This window comes from Nonomuraea sp. NPDC050783 (assembly GCF_040802095.1).
GTDB lineage: Bacteria > Actinomycetota > Actinomycetes > Streptosporangiales > Streptosporangiaceae > Nonomuraea.
The window spans coordinates 49,868-67,310 of sequence record NZ_JBFAHK010000022.1; the positions used below are offsets into that span (position 1 = coordinate 49,868).

Annotated in this window: 17 protein-coding genes; 9 read left to right on the forward strand and 8 right to left on the reverse strand. The window is 73.0% G+C overall.

Annotation, left to right across the window (positions count from 1 at the left end; all coding sequences use genetic code 11):
- The first annotated feature begins 41 nt into the window (after positions 1-41).
- Both AB0H75_RS40010 and AB0H75_RS40015 read left to right on the forward strand, forming a co-directional pair.
- Positions 42-551 carry a VOC family protein gene (locus AB0H75_RS40010; RefSeq protein WP_367805252.1) on the forward strand — a complete coding sequence of 170 codons (510 nt, stop codon included), beginning with the start codon at positions 42-44 and terminating at the stop codon, positions 549-551.
- A 64-nt stretch (positions 552-615) separates the two neighbouring features.
- Positions 616-867 (forward strand): hypothetical protein, encoded by a 252-nt coding sequence (locus AB0H75_RS40015; RefSeq protein ID WP_367805254.1) that lies wholly within the window; start codon positions 616-618, stop codon positions 865-867.
- Between the two features lie 65 nt (positions 868-932).
- On the opposite strand, the gene AB0H75_RS40020 is transcribed toward AB0H75_RS40015, so the two are convergent.
- Positions 933-2,210: a TIGR04013 family B12-binding domain/radical SAM domain-containing protein gene (locus AB0H75_RS40020; protein ID WP_367805256.1), complete on the reverse strand. Its 1,278-nt coding sequence runs from the start codon at positions 2,208-2,210 to the stop codon at positions 933-935.
- A gap of 150 nt (positions 2,211-2,360) precedes the next feature.
- On the opposite strand from AB0H75_RS40020, the gene AB0H75_RS40025 reads away from it, so the two are divergent.
- On the forward strand, positions 2,361-3,500 hold the full coding sequence (locus tag AB0H75_RS40025) for an MFS transporter (RefSeq protein WP_367805258.1): 1,140 nt from the start codon (positions 2,361-2,363) through the stop codon (positions 3,498-3,500).
- 19 nt (positions 3,501-3,519) lie between these two features.
- Here AB0H75_RS40025 and AB0H75_RS40030 read toward each other — a convergent pair whose 3' ends face one another.
- Positions 3,520-3,987 (reverse strand): hypothetical protein, encoded by a 468-nt coding sequence (locus tag AB0H75_RS40030; RefSeq protein ID WP_367805260.1) that lies wholly within the window; start codon positions 3,985-3,987, stop codon positions 3,520-3,522.
- 205 nt (positions 3,988-4,192) lie between these two features.
- Here AB0H75_RS40030 and AB0H75_RS40035 point away from each other — a divergent pair, with 205 nt between their 5' ends.
- From AB0H75_RS40035 to AB0H75_RS40050, 4 genes are all read left to right on the forward strand, one after another.
- A complete protein-coding gene (locus tag AB0H75_RS40035) occupies positions 4,193-5,326 on the forward strand; it encodes a S1 family peptidase (protein ID WP_367805262.1) in 1,134 nt (377 codons plus the stop codon).
- Positions 5,327-5,511: 185 nt separating this feature from the next.
- On the forward strand, positions 5,512-6,222 hold the full coding sequence (locus tag AB0H75_RS40040) for a DUF998 domain-containing protein (protein WP_367805264.1): 711 nt from the start codon (positions 5,512-5,514) through the stop codon (positions 6,220-6,222).
- A gap of 201 nt (positions 6,223-6,423) precedes the next feature.
- Positions 6,424-9,081, forward strand: a complete 2,658-nt coding sequence (locus AB0H75_RS40045; RefSeq protein WP_367805266.1) for a nitrate- and nitrite sensing domain-containing protein — start codon at positions 6,424-6,426, stop codon at positions 9,079-9,081.
- A complete protein-coding gene (locus AB0H75_RS40050) occupies positions 9,078-9,452 on the forward strand; it encodes a DUF742 domain-containing protein (RefSeq protein WP_367805268.1) in 375 nt (124 codons plus the stop codon). The genes AB0H75_RS40045 and AB0H75_RS40050 overlap by 4 nt, the downstream gene beginning before the upstream one ends.
- A gap of 17 nt (positions 9,453-9,469) precedes the next feature.
- On the opposite strand, the gene AB0H75_RS40055 is transcribed toward AB0H75_RS40050, so the two are convergent.
- From AB0H75_RS40055 to AB0H75_RS40080, 6 genes are all read right to left on the reverse strand, one after another.
- A complete protein-coding gene (locus tag AB0H75_RS40055) occupies positions 9,470-10,042 on the reverse strand; it encodes an ATP/GTP-binding protein (RefSeq protein WP_367805270.1) in 573 nt (190 codons plus the stop codon).
- Positions 10,023-10,388: a DUF742 domain-containing protein gene (locus tag AB0H75_RS40060; protein ID WP_367805272.1), complete on the reverse strand. Its 366-nt coding sequence runs from the start codon at positions 10,386-10,388 to the stop codon at positions 10,023-10,025. Before AB0H75_RS40060 ends, AB0H75_RS40055 begins: the two co-directional genes overlap by 20 nt.
- Positions 10,385-10,792, reverse strand: coding sequence for a roadblock/LC7 domain-containing protein (locus AB0H75_RS40065; protein ID WP_367805274.1), 408 nt, complete (start codon positions 10,790-10,792; stop codon positions 10,385-10,387). Before AB0H75_RS40065 ends, AB0H75_RS40060 begins: the two co-directional genes overlap by 4 nt.
- A gap of 13 nt (positions 10,793-10,805) precedes the next feature.
- Entirely contained in the window at positions 10,806-12,920 is a 2,115-nt protein-coding gene (locus tag AB0H75_RS40070) for a nitrate- and nitrite sensing domain-containing protein (protein WP_367805276.1), read from the reverse strand.
- Positions 12,921-13,084: 164 nt separating this feature from the next.
- Entirely contained in the window at positions 13,085-13,945 is an 861-nt protein-coding gene (locus tag AB0H75_RS40075) for a PrsW family intramembrane metalloprotease (RefSeq protein WP_367805278.1), read from the reverse strand.
- Positions 13,942-15,471, reverse strand: a complete 1,530-nt coding sequence (locus tag AB0H75_RS40080; protein ID WP_367805280.1) for an FAD-dependent oxidoreductase — start codon at positions 15,469-15,471, stop codon at positions 13,942-13,944. Before AB0H75_RS40080 ends, AB0H75_RS40075 begins: the two co-directional genes overlap by 4 nt.
- A gap of 380 nt (positions 15,472-15,851) precedes the next feature.
- Here AB0H75_RS40080 and AB0H75_RS40085 point away from each other — a divergent pair, with 380 nt between their 5' ends.
- Together AB0H75_RS40085 and AB0H75_RS40090 are read left to right on the forward strand one after the other, a co-directional pair.
- Positions 15,852-16,052 (forward strand): hypothetical protein, encoded by a 201-nt coding sequence (locus AB0H75_RS40085; protein ID WP_367805282.1) that lies wholly within the window; start codon positions 15,852-15,854, stop codon positions 16,050-16,052.
- 10 nt (positions 16,053-16,062) lie between these two features.
- The gene (locus tag AB0H75_RS40090) at positions 16,063-17,415 is read left to right on the forward strand and encodes a flotillin family protein (protein WP_367805284.1); all 1,353 of its coding nucleotides are present in this window, start codon (positions 16,063-16,065) and stop codon (positions 17,413-17,415) included.
- Positions 17,416-17,443: the final 28 nt, after the last annotated feature.

A 17,443-nucleotide genomic window follows, 5' to 3' on the forward strand; every position in this document is an offset into this window, starting at 1 on the left:
CTCATATACTCCGGAGGGGACTCACTCGAAAGGGGATCACCATGCCGGTCCAGCGGCTCAACCACGCGGTCCTGTACGTCCGGGACGTGGAGCGCAGCGTCGCCTTCTACCGCGAGGCCCTCGGCTTCGAGGTGGTGATGGGCATGCGCGGCGCCGCCTTCCTCCAGGCCCCCGGGTCGACCAACGACCACGACCTGGGCCTGTTCCAGATCGGCGCGGACGCCGCCCCCTCCGGCGCGGGCCACACCTCCGTGGGCCTCTACCACCTGGCCTGGGAGGTGGACACGCTCGACGAGCTGGAGCGCGTCGCGGGCAAGCTGGCCGAGCTGGGCGCGCTGGTCGGCTCCTCCGACCACGGCACCACCAAGGCCCTTTACGCCAAGGACCCCGACGGGCTGGAGTTCGAGGTGTCGTGGCTGGTGCCGGCCTCGTTGCTGACCGAGGAGGTGCTCGCCGCGCGCAAGAGCATCCGTCCGCTGGACCTCGGCGCGGACAAGGAGCGCTACGGCGCCAGGACGCGCGGCGGCGTGGGGGTCTCCATCCCCGCCTGAGCGGCGTGCCGGTGCCACCTGGGTTACCGTGGTAGGGAATCCCTTCTCGCCGCGGGGAGCGGTCATGCCAAGCGACCCTGATCACGTGCTCGACGCCATCGACGGCGTCGTCGAGGAGTGGGAGACGCTGAGCGCCGACGCCATGCGCTGGGCGCCTCCCGAGAACAAGAGCCCCGACCTCATGGCCGAGGTGAGCGAGATCTTCGGCCCGCTCGTCAACGCGGTCACCCACGCGCTGCGGCCGGTCAGCGACGCCTTCGAGCGGGTGCTGCACGCCGCCTTCGACGACGATGACGACGAGCAGAGGTTGGCGTAGGGGCTCGGCTCAGGCGGTACAGGCGGGCCCAGGCGATCCAGGCGGGCTCAGCGATCCAGGCGGGCTCAGGCGCGCCGTCGCCGGGCCCGCCGCGGGTAGGCCCTGGCCGTCTCGGCCAGCCGGGCGGAGTGCTCGGCCTGCTTGCGCCAGTGCCCGTAGGCGTCGCCGCGCTGCGCCAGCCGGTCGAGCTCGCGCATCGTCGTCAGCGGGATGAAGGCCGGCTCGGCGTCGCGCCAGGGCGTGCCGGGCAGCGGCATGAACGTGTGCGTGTGGATGCGCGCACCCAGCTCGGCCAGGTCGGCGGCGAGCCGGAGCGAGGCGGCCTGGTCGGTCTCGTCCTCGCCCGGCATGCCGAAGATGAAGTCGACGTTGGGCCTGAAGCCGTGCTCGACCGCGATGCGCACCGCGTCGCGGACCGGCGAGGTGTCGTGGCCGCGCCCGGAGGCGGCCAGCACCCGGTCGGAGCCCGACTGGGCGCCGATGATCAGGTTGTCGTTGGCGACGTACCGCTTGAGCAGGCGCATCGCCTCCGGCGTGACGTGCTCGGGCCGCACCTCGGAGGGGAAGCTGCCGAAGAAGACCCGGCCGTGCGGCGGCAGCTCCTCCTTGACCCCGGCCAGCAGCTCCTCCACGGCGCCCAGGTCGGGATCGGGGCCGGGCGAGCCGTACGACAGCGACGTCGGGGTGATGAAGCGGATGTCCTTCAGCCCGCGCTCCACCATGCCGCGCACGTGCTCGCGCACGCTGCCCACCGAGCGGTGCCGGAACTGGCCGCCGAACATGAACGGCGTCTGGCAGAAACGGCAGGTGTAACGGCAGCCGCGGGTGATCTCGATGGGGCCGTTCCTGCCGACGAAGGACGGGAAGGCGTCCAGCGGGAGCTGCGGCGCGGGCCGGGTGCGCAGCGCGACGCCGTCGGCGTCCCTGATCGCCAGGCCGGGCACCGTGGTGAGCGGCGCGTCCTCGCGCAGCGCCCGCACCAGCGCGATGATCGTGGACTCGCCCTCGCCGATGCCCGCGAGGTCCCAGCCCGCGTCGATGACCTGCTGCGGCTCGGCGGTGGCGTGCACGCCGCCCGCGATGTGCAGGCCGCGTCCGCCGCTCAGCTCCTTGACCGCGGCCAGCTCGGCGGCCATCGCCCCGGCGTCGGGCGAGTAGAACGACCACAGCGTGAGCACCTGGTCGGCCCGGCTGTCGCGGATGTGCCCGGCGGTCTCCTCGGGGGTGGTGCCGAGCCGCAGCTCGTGCTCGACCCTCGCGGTCTCCAGGGCGGCGAGCAGCGCGTGCACGCCGTACGTCACCGCCTTGCGGTAGCGGACCACCACACTCACAGCCAGGGCCACGCCCGGCAGCGTAACAGGCGGCTAGACTGGCGGGCATGATCCGACGACATTGATGACCGACGGCCACAGGCCCGCGCGGGGCGCGCGGACCTCCGGGGTGACGAGCTCCCGGAGTCCCCGATCGTCCTGCTGGAAGGCCACACGCTCGTCATGCTCGTCGCGAAACTTTACGCCTACGCGTTCCTGGGCGAATTCATCCTGCTCTACCCGGTCTACACGCTGCTGTTCGCCGATGCCGGGTTGTCCGTCGCCGAGACCTCTTCCCTGTTCGTCATCTGGTCGGTGACGGGCATGGTGCTGGAGGTCCCGTCCGGGGCCTGGGCCGACGCCGTGTCCAGGCGCCTGCTGCTGTTCCTCGGCCCGCTCCTGGCCGGCGCCGGTTACGCCCTGTGGGTGCTGGTGCCGTCCTACTGGGCCTTCGCCGCCGGGTTCGTGTTGTGGGGGGCGCAGGGCGCCCTCGTGTCCGGCGCGTACGAGGCCCTCGCGTACGAGGAGCTGGAGCGGCGGGGCCAGGAGGGCCGCTACGCCGCCGTCATGGGCCGGGCGGAGGCCGCGGGGCTGGTCGCCAACGCGCTGGCCATCGGGCTCGCCGTGCCGGTGTTCGCGGCCGGCGGGTACGCCGTCGTGGGCGCGGCCAGTGTGCTGGCCTGCGTCCTCGGCGCGGCCACGGCCCTGACGCTGCCCGAGCGCCGGGCCCCGCGCGCCGCGGGGGAGGACGGCTACCTGGCGGTCCTGCGCTCCGGGGTCGCCGCGGCCCGCACCGATCCCGGCGTGCTGAGGGCGCTGCTGCTGGTCTCGTTCGTGACCGCGGTCTGGGGCGCGCTGGAGGAGTACGTGCCGTTCCTGGGCGTCGAGACCGGCGTGGCCGAGGCGGCCGTGCCCCTGCTGGTGCTCGTCGTCTGGATCGGGGCCACGGCCGGCGGGCTGCTGGCCGGGGTCGCGCACGGCATGCCCGCCCGGGCCTACGCCCTGACCCTCGCGGGGGCGGCCGTCGCCCTGGCGGCCGGGGCGCTGAGCGGGCACCCGGCCGGGTTCGCGCTGGTCGCCGTGGCGTTCGGCGGGTTCCAGCTCGCCGGGGTGGTGGCCGACGCCCGGTTGCAGGAGCGGATCGGCGCGGCGGCCCGGGCCACGGTGACGTCGGTCGCCGGGCTGGGCGCCAACGTGGTCACGCTGGCCGTCTACGCCGGTTACGGCGCGGCCTCGGGCGCCCTGTCGAACGGGAGCGCGTTCGCGCTGTTCGCGGCGGCGTACCTGGTGATCGCCGTCCTGGTGGCCCGCCCGTCCCGGTAGCGGGGCCCGGTAGCGGGGCTCAGTAGCGGGACGGGATCCGCTTCGGCAACGGCGGCGGCGCGGGAGCCTGCTCCTCCGGCTGCGGGGGAGCGGGCTCCGCCGCGACGGGCGCCGCCCGCGGTCCGCCCCGCCACCGGGACGGGAAGGCGGAGGCGGCCAGCAGCACGCATCCGGCGACCGGCGCCCACAGGGTCACCAGGGTCCGGTAGTCGTCCAGGTAGGCGGCGGGCACGCGGGTGTAGCCGACGTCCAGGCGGGCCAGCGCCGCCGTGGCGAGGGCCAGCAGGGCCAGGCCCGGCAGGAGCGAGGCGAGCGGGGACAGCCGCGATCCGGCCAGGACGCCGACGAGGATCGCGGCGCCCGCCAGCGCGGCGACGGGCGGCCAGTCGGGCGGCCAGTCGGGCGCGGTGCGGAGCTGGGTGTCACCGAACATGAAACCGGCTGCGACGAGCGGCGTGGCCAGCAGTCCCGCGCCGGCGCCGAGCACATGACGAACACCTTGACGCACAGAGAACACCTCCAGCACCGGGACCTTACCGACCTACCTCGGCGTTCGCCTTTAAGGCGGGAAATGTCCGGTTCGGGACCCAGGCCAAAACCCCCTCCATAACACCGAAATAGGGGTCCATTGGTATCTGAACGCCGGTCTCACCAGCCGTTAACTTGACACCACCCCCACCCGAGGAGTGCACATGTCGAGTAAACGATGTGCGCTAGTAGGCGGCATCATCCTCGCCGTCAGCCTGGCCACGCCCCTCAGCCCCGCGGCGGCGGCCGAACCCGCACCGCAAGCAGCCCCTCCCGGCGTCCCCCCGGCCGTGATCGACGCCATGGAGCGTGACCTCGGCCTGTCCGAGGCGCAGGTCGTCGCGCGCCTGGCCAACGAGGAGCGCGCCGCGGCCACGGAGTCGGCGCTGACCGCCCAGCTCGGCACCTCGTTCGGCGGCGCCTGGCTCAACGCCGACGCCTCCAAGCTCAACGTCGCCACCACCGACGCCGCCGCCGCTCCCGCCATCGAGGCGCGCGGCGCGCAGCCCGTCGTCGTCCAGCGCTCGCTGGCCGACCTCAACGGCATCATGCGGAAGCTGGACCGGGCACCGAACCGGGCCAAGGCCGGCGCCGCCCTGTGGTACGTCGACGTCACCACCAACACCGTCTCCGTCCAGGCTCCCACGGTCGAGGCCGCCGAGGCGCTGGTCGCCGCCGCCGGCGTGGACCGCGGCCAGGTGAGCGTGGCCGCCACGGCCGAGCGCCCGATGACGTTCATCGACATCATCGGCGGGGCGCCGTACTACATCGGCTCCAGCCGCTGCAGCGTCGGTTTCGCCGTCACCCAGGGCTCGACCCAGGGCTTCGTCACCGCCGGGCACTGCGGCCGGGTCGGCTCCCGGACCTCCAACCCGAGCGGCACCTTCCGCGGCTCGTCCTTCCCGGGCAACGACTACGCGTGGGTGGCCGCCGACAGCGGCAACACCGCCACGCCGTACGTCCGCGGCTCCGGCGGCGCGCTGGTGACCGTCCGCGGCTCCACGCAGGCCTCGGTCGGCGCCTCCATCTGCCGCTCCGGCTCCACCACCGGCTGGCGCTGCGGCACCATCCAGCAGCACAACGCCACCGTCCGGTACGCGCAGGGCACCGTCACCGGCCTGACCAGGACCAGCGCCTGCGCCGAGCCCGGCGACTCCGGCGGCTCGTTCATCTCGGGCAACCAGGCCCAGGGCACGACCTCGGGCGGCTCGGGCAACTGCACGACCGGCGGCACCACCTACCACCAGCCGGTCAACGAGCCCCTGAGCGTGTACGGGCTGACGCTCCGCACCGGCTGACGCCCGATCCCCGCTCCCGTAACGCCGCGCAGCGCGCCCACCAGACCCGGGCACGCTGCGCGGTCTTTTGCGTGCCGCCCGGCCTCGCCGGCGTCCCCGGCCCTGACCCCCTCAGGGTCGGGTCAGGGACGGCTCGGGGGTGGCTCCGGATGCCCGGCAGGGGGGCGCGGCGGGAGGGTGGAGGCATGACCGCAGCAAAGAAGCTCCTCCCGGCCGTCGCCTGTGGCTCGATCCTGTTCGCCGTGGTCGCGGTGGTGGTGGGCCAGTTCGGGCCCGACCCCTACCTCGACCCGATGAGCGTGACCGTCAGCGAGTACGCCGTGTCCGACCGCGGGGGCGTCACGGAGGCCGCGATGGCGGTGCTCGGGCTGGGGTCGCTGGCGCTGCTGGCGGGGCTGCGGTCGGCGGGCGCTCCGGTGCGGGGGTTGCCGGAGCGCCTGCTGCTCCTCTGGTCCGCGGCGCTGGTGGTGGCGGCGGTCATCCCGACGACGCCGATCGGCCAGGACCTCGACCTGGCGGCGCAGATCCACCGGTACGTGTCCGTGGCGGCCTTCGTGAGCCTGCCGGCCGCCGGGGCGCTGCTGGTGCCGCGGCTGGGCGCGGACGCCGCGTGGAAGCCCGTGGCGCGGGCCGTGGAATGGGTGACGCTGGCGGGCGGGTTCGGGCTGCTGGCGATCACGTACGTGGCCCTGCCGGGGGAGCGGGTCATGATCGGGCTGGTGGAGCGGCTGCTGCTGGGGGCCGAGGTGACGTTGCTGGGCGTGCTGGCGTTCTGGCTGGCGTGGCTGTCGTGGCAGCGCCGGCCCGCCCTGGCCCGGACGGCCGGGCAGGTGCCCGCCCAGATGGCCGCCCAGGTGCCCGGGCAGGTGCGCGGCGGCCTGACGACGGCGGCCTGACGACGGCGAGCTGACGACGGCGGCCTGACCTGGCCACGGGCCGCCGGCCGGAAGGGTGGTTCCGGCCGTCCGTAAGGGGCGGACCTCGCGACCCCCAAGCCGCAAATTTCCGACATATCACAGATTTATCGCTAGTCGATCTTAAAACCATGTGTTTCGATGCTATTCTCTCCCGCGATCTTCTATCCGGGAGCAGGTGTCATGGCATCGGGCAGATCCATCCGATTCAAGATCTCGACGCTGCTCGTCATCCCCTTGATCTCCCTGATCGCGCTCTGGGGCTTCGCCGCGAGCACCACGTCGGGAGAGGCGCTCAACCTGCTCAAGGTCGAGACGATCTGGACCGGCGTCATCAACCACGCCGACGGCCTGGTCGGCAACCTCCAGAAGGAGCGCCAGGCCTCCGCCGAGCTCATCGGGAACAACGGCACCGACCCCGACGCCCTGGCCGAGGCGCGCGGCAAGGTGGACGCGAGCCGGAAGCGCCTGACGCAGAGCGCGATGACGGAGGACGTCCAGAACGCGCTCACCCCCGACATGAAGAGCCAGCTCCGCACGGTCCTCGCGGCCATCGACCGGCTGCCCGACATCCGCCGCAAGGTGGACGAGCGCCGGCTCACCCCGGGCTCCCTGGTCACCGAGTTCGCCCGGATCTCCGACGAGATCCACCTGCTCTACGCGCGGCTCAACATGAGCACCGACGTCGAGCTCTCCCTCCAGGCCCAGGGCGTGATCACCGCCGACGAGGTGCGCGAGCTGCTCAGCCGCGAGCACGCCCTGATCATCGCCTCCAACGGCCGGGCGGGCATGCACGACCTGCACATGCTGGCCGGCATCGACGGCTCCAGGACGTACCTGTTCCCCAAGGCCCTGGCCAACCTCGACACCGAGCTGCGCGCCCCGTTCGAGAAGATCTACTACTCCCCCAGGTACGTCACCATGCAGAACCTGGTGGAGAACTACGTCGCCGGGCAGCCGATGGACATCGAGCTGTGGCGCGGCATCGCCGACCAGGTGCAGAAGGAGTACCAGGAGGCCATCTGGCGCACCGGTGACAAGCTGCTGGCCAGGATGGAGCCGGCCGGCGTGGCCATCGTCGTGCGGGCCGCCGTCGCGGGCGCGCTCGGGCTCGTCGCGGTCATCTTCTCGATCTTCATCTCGGTCCGGTTCGGCCGCCGCATCACCCGCGAGCTGGCGACGCTGCGCCGCTCCGCGCTGGACCTGGCCGAGATCAGGCTGCCCGACGTCGTGGCGAAGCTGCGCAAGGGCGAGCGCGTGGACATCCAGGCCGAGGCGCCGCCCATCAGGGTCGGCAGGAACGCCACCAGCGAGGTCAGCGACCTCGCGGCGGCCTTCGACAGCGTGCAGAGCACGGCCGTGGACGCGGCCGTCGAGCAGGCCAGGCTGCGTGAGGGCCTGTCCGAGGCGCTGCGCAACCTGGCCCGGCGCAGCCAGTCGCTGCTCCAGCGCCAGCTCCGGCTGCTGGACGAGATGCAGCGCCAGACCGAGGAGCCCGAGGCGCTGGAGCGGCTGTTCAAGCTCGACCACCTGACCACCCGCATGCGCCGCCACGCCGAGGGCCTGGTGCTGCTGTCGGGCGGCTCGGCCGGCCGCCGCTGGCGCGGCGTCATCCCGATGGAGGACGTGCTCAGCGGCGCCGCCGCCCAGGTCGAGGAGTACACCCGGGTCCGGGTCTACCCGATGCCCGAGGCCGGCGTCTCCGGCGCCGCCGTGGCCGACCTCATGCACCTGTTCGCCGAGCTCATCGAGAACGCCGCCGCCTTCTCCTCGCCCAGCAACGAGGTCTCGGTACGCGGCGAGATGGTGGGCCGGGGCTTCGCCGTCGAGATCGAGGACCGCGGGCTCGGCATGGACGAGGCCACCCGGCAGGCCATCAACAGCCGCCTGGCCAGCCCGCCCGAGTTCGACGCCGCCCAGACCGAGCGGCTGGGGTTCGCGGTGGTCGGCATGCTGGCCGCCAGGCACGGCGTCAAGGTGACGCTCAAGCCGTCCCCGTACGGCGGCACCACCGCCATCGTGCTGGTGCCGGGGGCGCTGGTGGAGCCGCTGGCGCCGCCGGCGCAGCCGCTGGAGTTCCAGCCCCTGCCCGTGTCCGTGATGTGGCCGGAGAGCGCGGCCAACGGCCACGGCACGAACGGCCACGCGAACGGCCACGCGAACGGCCACGGCACGAACGGCCACGCCAACGGCAGCGGGTCCAACGGCAGCGGATCCCACGGCAACGGATCCCACGGCAACGGGGGCGACGGCGTCCTGCCGCGGCGCGTGCACACCAGCAGGCGCGGCCCGGCGCCCGCCCTGCCGCAGCAGGCGCAGCCCCTGGACGACGAGCTGGGCTCGCCGCCGGGAGCCGAGCCCCCGGCCGTCCCGCCGCCGACCCTCCTGCAGCCGCGCGCCGACGCGCCCGGCGCGTCCCCGGCGGCGCCCGCGTCCCCGCCCGCGCCGGAGCCCCTGACCGCGCCGGAGCCCCTGACCGCGCCGACGGAGCTGCCGCGGCGCGGGCGGACGGGCGGCGGGGCGCACCGCTCCGGCGAGCAGCCCGGCCAGCCGCAGGCCGACCGACCGCAGCTCGACCGACCGCAGCTCGACCGATCGCAGTTCGACCGATCGCAGCTCGACCGATCGCAGCCCGAACGACCGCCGACGAGCCTGCCCCGCCGCCAGCGCCAGACCGGCCTGCCGCAGCGGCTGCGGCAGGCGCCGCCGCCGCCTCCGGAGCCGGCGCCGCCCGTCGCGGAGCGTTCGCCCGAGGAGGCCAGGGCGTTGCTCTCCTCGCTCCAGTCCGGCTGGCAGCGCGGCCGGCAGGACAGCGAACAGGATGGGGGATCTCAGTCGTGAGCCGCGAGCACGAGTGGGTCGACGAGGAGGCCGGGCCGGTCGTGCGGCCCTACGCGGTCGCGCGCGGACGTACCAGGCCGGCGTCCTCGGCGCTCGACCTGCTGGCGACCGTCACCGCGACGGGGCTGCCCGTCCCGGCCAACGCCGAGCTGGGCGCCCAGCACCGCCGGGTGCTCGCCTGCCTGGCCGCCGAGGCCAGGCCGGTGGTCGAGCTGGCCTCGGAGGTGGCCCTGCCGGTCGGTGTGGTGCGGGTGCTCCTGGGCGACCTGCTGGAGCAGGGGCTGGTCTCGGTGCGCCGGCAGCGCGACCGGGGGTCCTCGCCGACCGAGAGCCTGCTCCGTGAAGTGATCAACGGCCTGAGGGCGCTGTAGCGGCCCCCAGGGAGCCGTCAGTTCGCCGAGGTGAGCGTCCTCAGGGAGTGCTCGACCAGAGTGATCATCACTTCCTTGGCCGAGGTGCGGCGCCGCACGTCGCACAACATCACCGGGACGTCGTCGTCGAGGTCGAGCGCGATGCGCACGTCCTCCACGCTGTGCCGCTCGGCGCCGTCGAAGCAGTTGACGGCCACCACGAACGGCGTGCCGCGCTGCTCGAAGTAGTCGACCGACGGGAAGCAGTCGGTCAGCCGGCGGGTGTCGGCGATCACCACCGCGCCCAGCGCGCCGTAGGACAGCTCGTCCCACATGAACCAGAACCGCTCCTGCCCGGGCGTGCCGAACAGGTACACCACGAGCCCTTCGCGGATGGTGATGCGGCCGAAGTCCATCGCCACGGTCGTGGTGGTCTTGGCCTCCACGCCGTCGAGGTCGTCCACGCCGACGCCGCGGTCGGAGAGCACCTCCTCCGTGCGCAGTGGTTTGATCTCGCTGATCGACCCCACCAGGGTGGTCTTGCCGACGCCGAACCCGCCGGCGACGAGGATCTTCAGCGCGACGGGGTCCTCAGAGAGCACGGAGTCCATTGATCACTTCCTTGAGAATGCGCTCATTCGGGCGCGTCCCTCCGGCGGAGGGCGAGGACACCGAGATGAGGCCTTGATCACGCATGTCGCCCAGGAGCACCCGGACGACACCGACAGGCAGGTCGAGCTCGACGGCCAGGTCGGCCACCGAGATCGGGCTGCGAGCAGCCCGCAGGATCAGTTGCTGCTCGGGACCGAGCTCGCCGGCCGGCGCCTCGGCGAGGGCGCGCACGGTCGCGACGAGGTCGAACGCGTCACCGGACGGGCGCGTGCGACCGCGGATGAGGGCGTAGGGCCGTACGACCGGGCCGGCCTCCTCATCGAACCACTGCGGGCTATCGCTCATGACGCTCCTGAGCGCGGGTTGGTGGTGATGTGCTGGCCCACCCGCTTGACCAGCATCGCCATCTCGTAGGCGATGTGCCCGACGTCCACGTTGGCGTCGGCGATCACGGCCAGGCAGGTGCCCTGCCCCGCCGCGGTCACGAACAGGAACGCCGACTCCATCTCCACGATGGTCTGGCGCACGTCGCCGCCGCCGAAGTGGCGCCCGGTGCCGCGCGCCAGGCTCTGGAAACCGGCCGCCACGGCCGACAGGTGCTCGGCGTCCTCCCGGATCAGCCCCTTGGAGTATCCGATCGCCAGCCCGTCGGTCGACAGGATGACCGCCTGCCGCACCGCCGCGACCCGCGACGTCAGGTCGTCCAGCAGCCAGTTCAGCTCACCAGTGTTGGTGGTCGGCGAACTCATGCATCCCCCTTAATCATGGCCCCTCCTCAGAGGCTTCTTCTCGGGCGCGCCGGGTTCCCCGCTGGAAGGCGGAGAACAGGTCGCGGACCTCCTCGGGAGAGCGTTCGGTCTGCTTCTCCTCAGTGTGCTGCTCCTCGGCGGGTGGCTGGGACGTCTCCGCCGGCTGGGGCGAGAGGTTGGCCTGGCGCACCCGCCGGGGCAGCCCCTTGTGGGTGCCCGAGGTCACGACCGCGAGCGCCTTCTTCCTCGTCCGGCCGGGCAGCGCGGCCATCTCCTCGCCGCCGTGGCCGGCCGTCAGCGCGGTCTGCTCGGTCACCAGCGAGCGCGGCACCAGGACGATGGCGGTCGTGCCGCCGAAGGGCGAGCGCCGCAGCACGACCTTGATGCCGTGCCGCTCGGCGAGCCTGGCCACCACGAACAGCCCGAGCCGGTCGCTGTCGGCCAGGTCGAACTCCGGCGGGTTGGCCAGCATCCGGTTGGTCGCGGTGTACTCGTCGGCGGGCAGGCCGAGGCCCCGGTCCTCGATCTCGATGGCGTAGCCGTTGCTGACCTGGTCGCCGCGTACCTGGACGGTGGTGTCCGGCGGCGAGTAGATGGTGGCGTTCTCGACCAGCTCGGCGATCAGGTGGGTGAGGTCGGCGGCGGCGCCGCCGTCGAACGCGCTGACCGGCATCGCCTGGACCTCGACCCGGGTGTAGTCCTCGACCTCGGCCACCGCGGCCCGGACGATGTCGATCACGGGCACCGGCTTGCGCCAGGCGCGGCCGGGCGCCGAGCCGGACAGGACCATCAGGCTCTCGGCGTGCCGGCGCATGCGGGTGGTCAGGTGGTCCAGGCGGAAGAGCTCTTCGAGGCGGTCGGGGTCGTGGGTGCGCCGCTGCATGCCGTCCAGCAGCGCGAGCTGGCGGTGCAGCAGGCCCTGCTTGCGCCGGGCGAGGTTGAGGAAGACCTGGCCGACGCCGCGCCGCAGCGCCGCCTGGCCGATCGCGGCGGTCACCGCGGTGCGCTGCACGGAGCCGAAGGCCCTGGCCACGTCGGTGATCTCAGCGGAACCGCTCACCTTGATCGGCTTGGCCTCCTTCCGCACGTCCACGTCCTCGCCCTTGCGCAGCCGCGCCACGAGGTCGGGCAGCCGCCGGTCCGACAGCTCGACCGCGGCCGCGCGCAGCCCGCCGAGCTCCGCGGCCAGGCGGCGACCGAAGCGTACCGAGATGATGATCGACGCGAGCACCGCGATCAAACCGAGGCCGCCCGCGACGGAGATCTCGACCACGGTGGTGGTGACGGCGTCGGAGGTGCGCGCGTTCAGGGTCTCGGAGGCGGCCACGCCCTCGTCGTCGAGCTGGGAGGTGAGCTTGCCGACGGTCTCGTTCCAGGCGCCGGCGTCCGAGGGCGGGGCACCGGTCTGGATGATCCGCGCCTCCAGCGTGATGAAGGTCTGGAACGGCGCGGAGGCGAAGGTCTGCTCGTACGGCCGGCGCAGCGCCACGTCGAGCCCGGCCAGGCCGCGCGCGTGCAGGAACCTCCTGGAGGCGGCGTACTCGGTGAAGGCCGTGACCTCGGCCGGGGTGAGCCGGTGGTCGGCCAGGGCGCCGGTGACGAGGGCGTGCTCCCTGGCGATGTGCTCCCGCGCCATGCCCATCGCCTGCATGGCGCCGGCCTGCTGGAGGATGGGCAGGTCGGCGACGGTGACCAGGTGGTCGTAGAGGGTGAACAGCGCGTCGAGGATCGTGTTGTAGGCGGTCAGGCCCGCCAGGCGGGAGCTGCGCCCGCCGTCGATGTCCGCCCTGATCTCCCCGAGCCGGTCGAGGGCGCGGGCGAGCGTGCCGAGCGGCAGGCGCAGGCCGGCGGCGTCGTCCCCGGCCTCGGCGACGGCGCGGCGGAAGTCCCGGACGGCGCCGTCGGTGCGGGCGCGCTGGCTGCCGAGCACCTCGGTGAGCTCACGCGTCGTGAGCGCCTCGGCGGAGCGGATGCGCTCGGCCTGGAGCTGAAGGCCCAGGTCGGTGGAGGTGACGCCGATGGTCCGGTACAGCGTGTTCGCGCGCAGCAGTGACTGCGCGTCACCCATGGTGAGGTTGAGGACGAAACCCCAGAGCGCGCTCAGAGACAGGAGGGGTAGCAGCAGCAATAAGAAGATCTTGAACCGAATTGACCGGTTACGCGAGCCCATGTCCCAACCTCGAGTCGGGGGCATTTCCACACCTTGTGTAAATACACCTCCGAAAGATCGCACAGGAGACTAGCACCGATTATGCTTCCGGCGCAGTGGGAGGAACACGTTCATTACCGTGACTATTGGGACAAGATCCCCTGCTCGTGGCGTGCCGTCCGCACCTCGGACCACAGCCAGCCCAGCGCGACCAGGGAGATCACGACGAGCCCCGCCCAGTTCAGGAGGGTGTACACGTGCACCTGCCACTCGGTCACGTGCGGCACCCGGCCGATCCTGAGCTGCTCGAACTGCCACGGCCGCCCGGTCAGCACGAGCGTGACCGCGATGGCGATGGCGCTCATCGAGTCCCACAGCGCGTGCAGCAGCGAGACGCCCAGGTAGGCCAGCACCACCCGGTTCGCCAGCCGGCCGCCCGCCGAGAACAGCACCCCGCCGAGGATGGCCGTCCACAGGCCGTGCCCCACCGGGGTCAGGATGCCGCGCAGCACCTCGGTCTCGACGAGCTGGCCCAGTGACAGGCCCCCGGAGGTGAACAGCGCGTTGAAGGCGTAACCGGCGCTCTCGAAGGCGGCGAAGCCGAAGCCGACCGTCGCGCCGAGGATGACGCCGTCCCTGGCCGAGCGGTGCGGCATGCGCCGGGTCACGAACATCAGCGCCGCCAGCTTCACGCCCTCCTCGATGAGGCCGACGGCGAGGTACATGAGCACCGACGGCCGGATCAGCCAGCTCTCCAGCAGCGAGGCCCCCAGCACGCCCAGCACGCCGCCCACGACGAACGCCATGAACAGCAGCTCCACCGTGACCCGGGGCGAGCGGCCCCGCCCGTACGCCCACACCACGAACGTCACCGGCACCAGGAAGCTGCCGAACAGCACCACGGTGGGCACCAGGTTGGAGTTGCCCGTCCAGCCGGTCACCAGCACCGTGGCCACCCACAGGACGAACCCGGTCAGGAAGATCCGCAACCACAGTCTCTTCACGTCATCAGCTCCTCCACGGCGCGGAACGCGGCGGTCACCGCGGCGTCGGCGCGGGCGGCGGAGGCCGCGTCCGAGCCCGCGATCGCGATCCTGCCGAAGCGCCGGCGGGCCACCTCGGCCGGGAACGGCCCGTCGGGGTAGAAGGCGTGCCACGGCCGGCAGTACTCGGGGGCGTTGCCGTGCCCCCAGCGGTTGACCGTGATCTCCTCGACGTCCGCGGCAGGGTCGAAGCCGGCCGGGCCGAGCAGCCGGGTCAGCTGCTCGCGGATCGTGCGCTCCAGCACCTCGTACGGCGTCCTGATCAGCTCCCTACGGCCCGCCACGGCTCCCGCCCGCGGCCCCAGCTCCGCCCGGCACGGCGTGGCCAGCAGGTGCACCTCGGCCGGCCCGCCCGGTCGGCCGGGCGGGTCCAGCTCGATCAGCGACCAGTAGGCGCCGGTCCACCGGACCCGGCGCACCCCTGCCCGCCGCCAGGCGTTCCAGTCGCGCACCCGGACGCTCGCGTGCAGCAGCGGCACCCGGACCGCCTCGCCCAGCGCCTCGCGCTGCGGCGCGGGCAGCTCCGGCACCAGGTAAGGGATCACCGCGCTCCAGCAGGCCAGGACCACCGACCCGGCCTCGACGCTCCTGACCCGGTGCCCGTCGAAGTAGGCGACTCTCGCCGCCCCCTCGCCGTCGCGCACCGACACCACCGGGCTGGACAACCGGAACCGCGCCCGGTCGCCCGGCCGGTCGGGCGAGCCGGGGTCGGGCAGCATGCGGTTCACCATCGCGCGCACCAGCGCCTGGTTGCCCTCGGGGAAGAGGTGGACGTCGGGGTCGCCGATGCCCCACTGCTTCCTGACCGTCGGGGAGTTGTACCGCGACGGCTTGCCCTTCTCCAGCCCGAGCCCGGCGAAGCCCGGGTACCCGGTCCCCCAGGCGTCGATCGCGCCCAGCGCGCGGGTGTCGTAGCCCCACTCGGGGCAGGACATGCTCCGGCAGAAGCGCTCGACGTCCGGGTGCGCGCCGCAGACCTGGAGCAGGAACGCCGAGTACGTCAGCCCGGCCAGCCGCTCCTGCTTGGCCTCGGCCGGCAGCCCGGGGAACCAGTCGGGCGGGCCGTGGCGCAGCCGGCGCAGGTCGTCCCTGGCCCGCGCGGCGATCGGCAGCCGGGCCACCCAGTCGGCCGTGAGCCGGACCAGGGTGTCGGCGCCGAAGCTCTCCTCGTCGCACATCACCGCGTCCACGAGCCCCGGTTCGGGGGTCACGAGCCTGGCGCCGGCGAGCCCCGTGCCCGCGGGCCCGGTGCCCGCTCCTCCGAGGGCGCCCTGGCGGTGGAACCTCGCCCGCCGGGCCTGCCCGCCGATCTCGTCGTGGTTGTCGAGGACGAGCACGCTCGCGCCCGGCCGGCGGCGCAGCCACTCGTAGGCCGCGCTGACGCCGCTCAGCCCGCCGCCCACCACGACGAGGTCGTAACGCTCGCCGGTGGGCTCGGGCGGGCCGGCGTACTGCCAGAAGCGGCCGTCCCTGAGCGCGTGCGGCACGCCGAGGGCCTCGGGACCGCCACCGCTGAACCCGCCACCGGATCCACCGCCTGATCCACCGCCGGATCCGCCGCCGGGCTCGGGCCGCGCCGGCGCGGCCGCGCCGGCCCGATCCGCACTGCCGCCAGGGACCACGCTCCCCAGCGCGCCCCCCAGAGCGCCCCCCAAGGTGCTCGCCGCAATGCCGTCGAAGAAGTCACGGCGGGAAATGGACTGGTTCATCCCAAGGTCGCGTGGCGTCAGGCTCATGGCGCGATCATCAGCAGCCCCGGTAATTGCGGCGCAGGGACGCGCAGTGCCCAGAGAAACATTTTGCGCGGCCTATTACGGCGAATGCCGGTTTGGAGTAGCGTCCGGAACAGCGCGGCGGGGGGAGTCGGGTGATCGGCAAGCAGGGCAGGGTCACCGGGAGGATCGGCCCCGGGCTCGTCGGCGAGGTGATGATCTCCGTCAGGGGCGGCAGCGAGGCCTTCTACGCGTACCCGAGCGTCTCCGACGAGGAGATCCAGATCGGCTCCATCGTCGTCGTGGTGGAGTACTTCCCCCCGCGCACCGTCTACGTGGCCAAAGCGCTCCTCTAGGGAGGCCCCGATGTCACCGGAGCTCTACATCACCGCCGGGGCGGCACTCGCCGCCGTCGTGGTCGTGATCCTGCTGTTCAAGGCGGTGTGGCGGGTCGCCGAGCCGAACGAGGCGCTGATCATCTCCGGCCTGGGCGCGCGCCGGCGCGGCGGGGACGTGGACAGCCTCGGCTTCAAGATCATCACGGGCAAGGGCGCCGCGGTCATGCCCGGCTTCCAGGCCGCCCGCCGCCTGCGCCTGGACACCCGGGCCGCCAACCTCCAGGTCTCCTGCGTCACCCAGCAGGGCATCCCCGTGCACATCCGCGGCGTGGTGATCTACAAGGTCGGTGACGACTTCGCCTCCATCGCCAACGCCGCCCGCCGCTTCCTCGACCAGCAGGACTTCATGACCAGCGCGATCCACGAGCTGTTCACCGGCCACCTGCGCTCGATCATCGGCAACCTCACCATCGAGGACCTCATACTCAACCGCGAGCGCCTCACCAGCGAGACCCGCGCCTCGGCCGCCGACGAGATGAGCAAGCTCGGCCTCGTCGTGGACTCGCTGCAGATCCAGGAGATCGACGACGAGACCGGCTACATCGTCAACCTCGGCAAGCCGCACGCCGCCAGGGTCGCCGCCACCGCCCGCATCGCGCAGGCCCAGCGCGACCAGGAGGCCACCGAGGCCGAGCAGGTCGCGGCCGCCAACATGGCCGCCGCCCGCCGCGACGCCCGCATCAAGGAGGCCGCCTACCAGGCGGAGATCGACCGGGCCCAGGCCACCTCGCGGCAGGCGGGCCCGCTGTCGGAGGCCACCGCCCGCCAGGAGGTGGTGGTCCAGGAGACCAGGGCCGCCGAGCTGGAGGCCCAGCTCGCCGAGCAGCGGCTCCAGTCACAGGTACGCAAGCCCGCCGACGCCAAGGCGTACGAGACCCGCACCCTCTCCCAGGCCGAGCGCGACGCCCGCATCGCCCAGGCCGAGGGGGAGGCGCAGGCCACCAGGACGCGCGGGCTGGCCGACGCCGACGCGGCCAGGGCGCTGGGCCTGGCCCAGGCCGAGGCGTCGCAGGCCAAGGGCCTGGCCCAGGCGCAGGCGATCAGCGCGCGGGCCCAGGCGCTGAAGGACAACCAGGAGGCGGTCATCGCCCAGCAGCTCGCCGAGCGGTGGCCGGAGATCGTCGAGGCGGGCGCGAAGGCGTTCGGCGGCGTGGACCACATGGTGGTGCTCAACGGCGCCCAGGGCGTCGAGGAAATGCTCGCCAAGGCGCTCACCCTGGGCGGCGCGGGGCTGGGCCTGGCCCGGGTGCTGCTCAACGGCAACACCCCGAACGACAGTAATTCGGAGAACGGCCTTAAAGCCACTGAATCCCGCGAATAGCGACGTTGCCCGGATGGCCGGGCCGCGA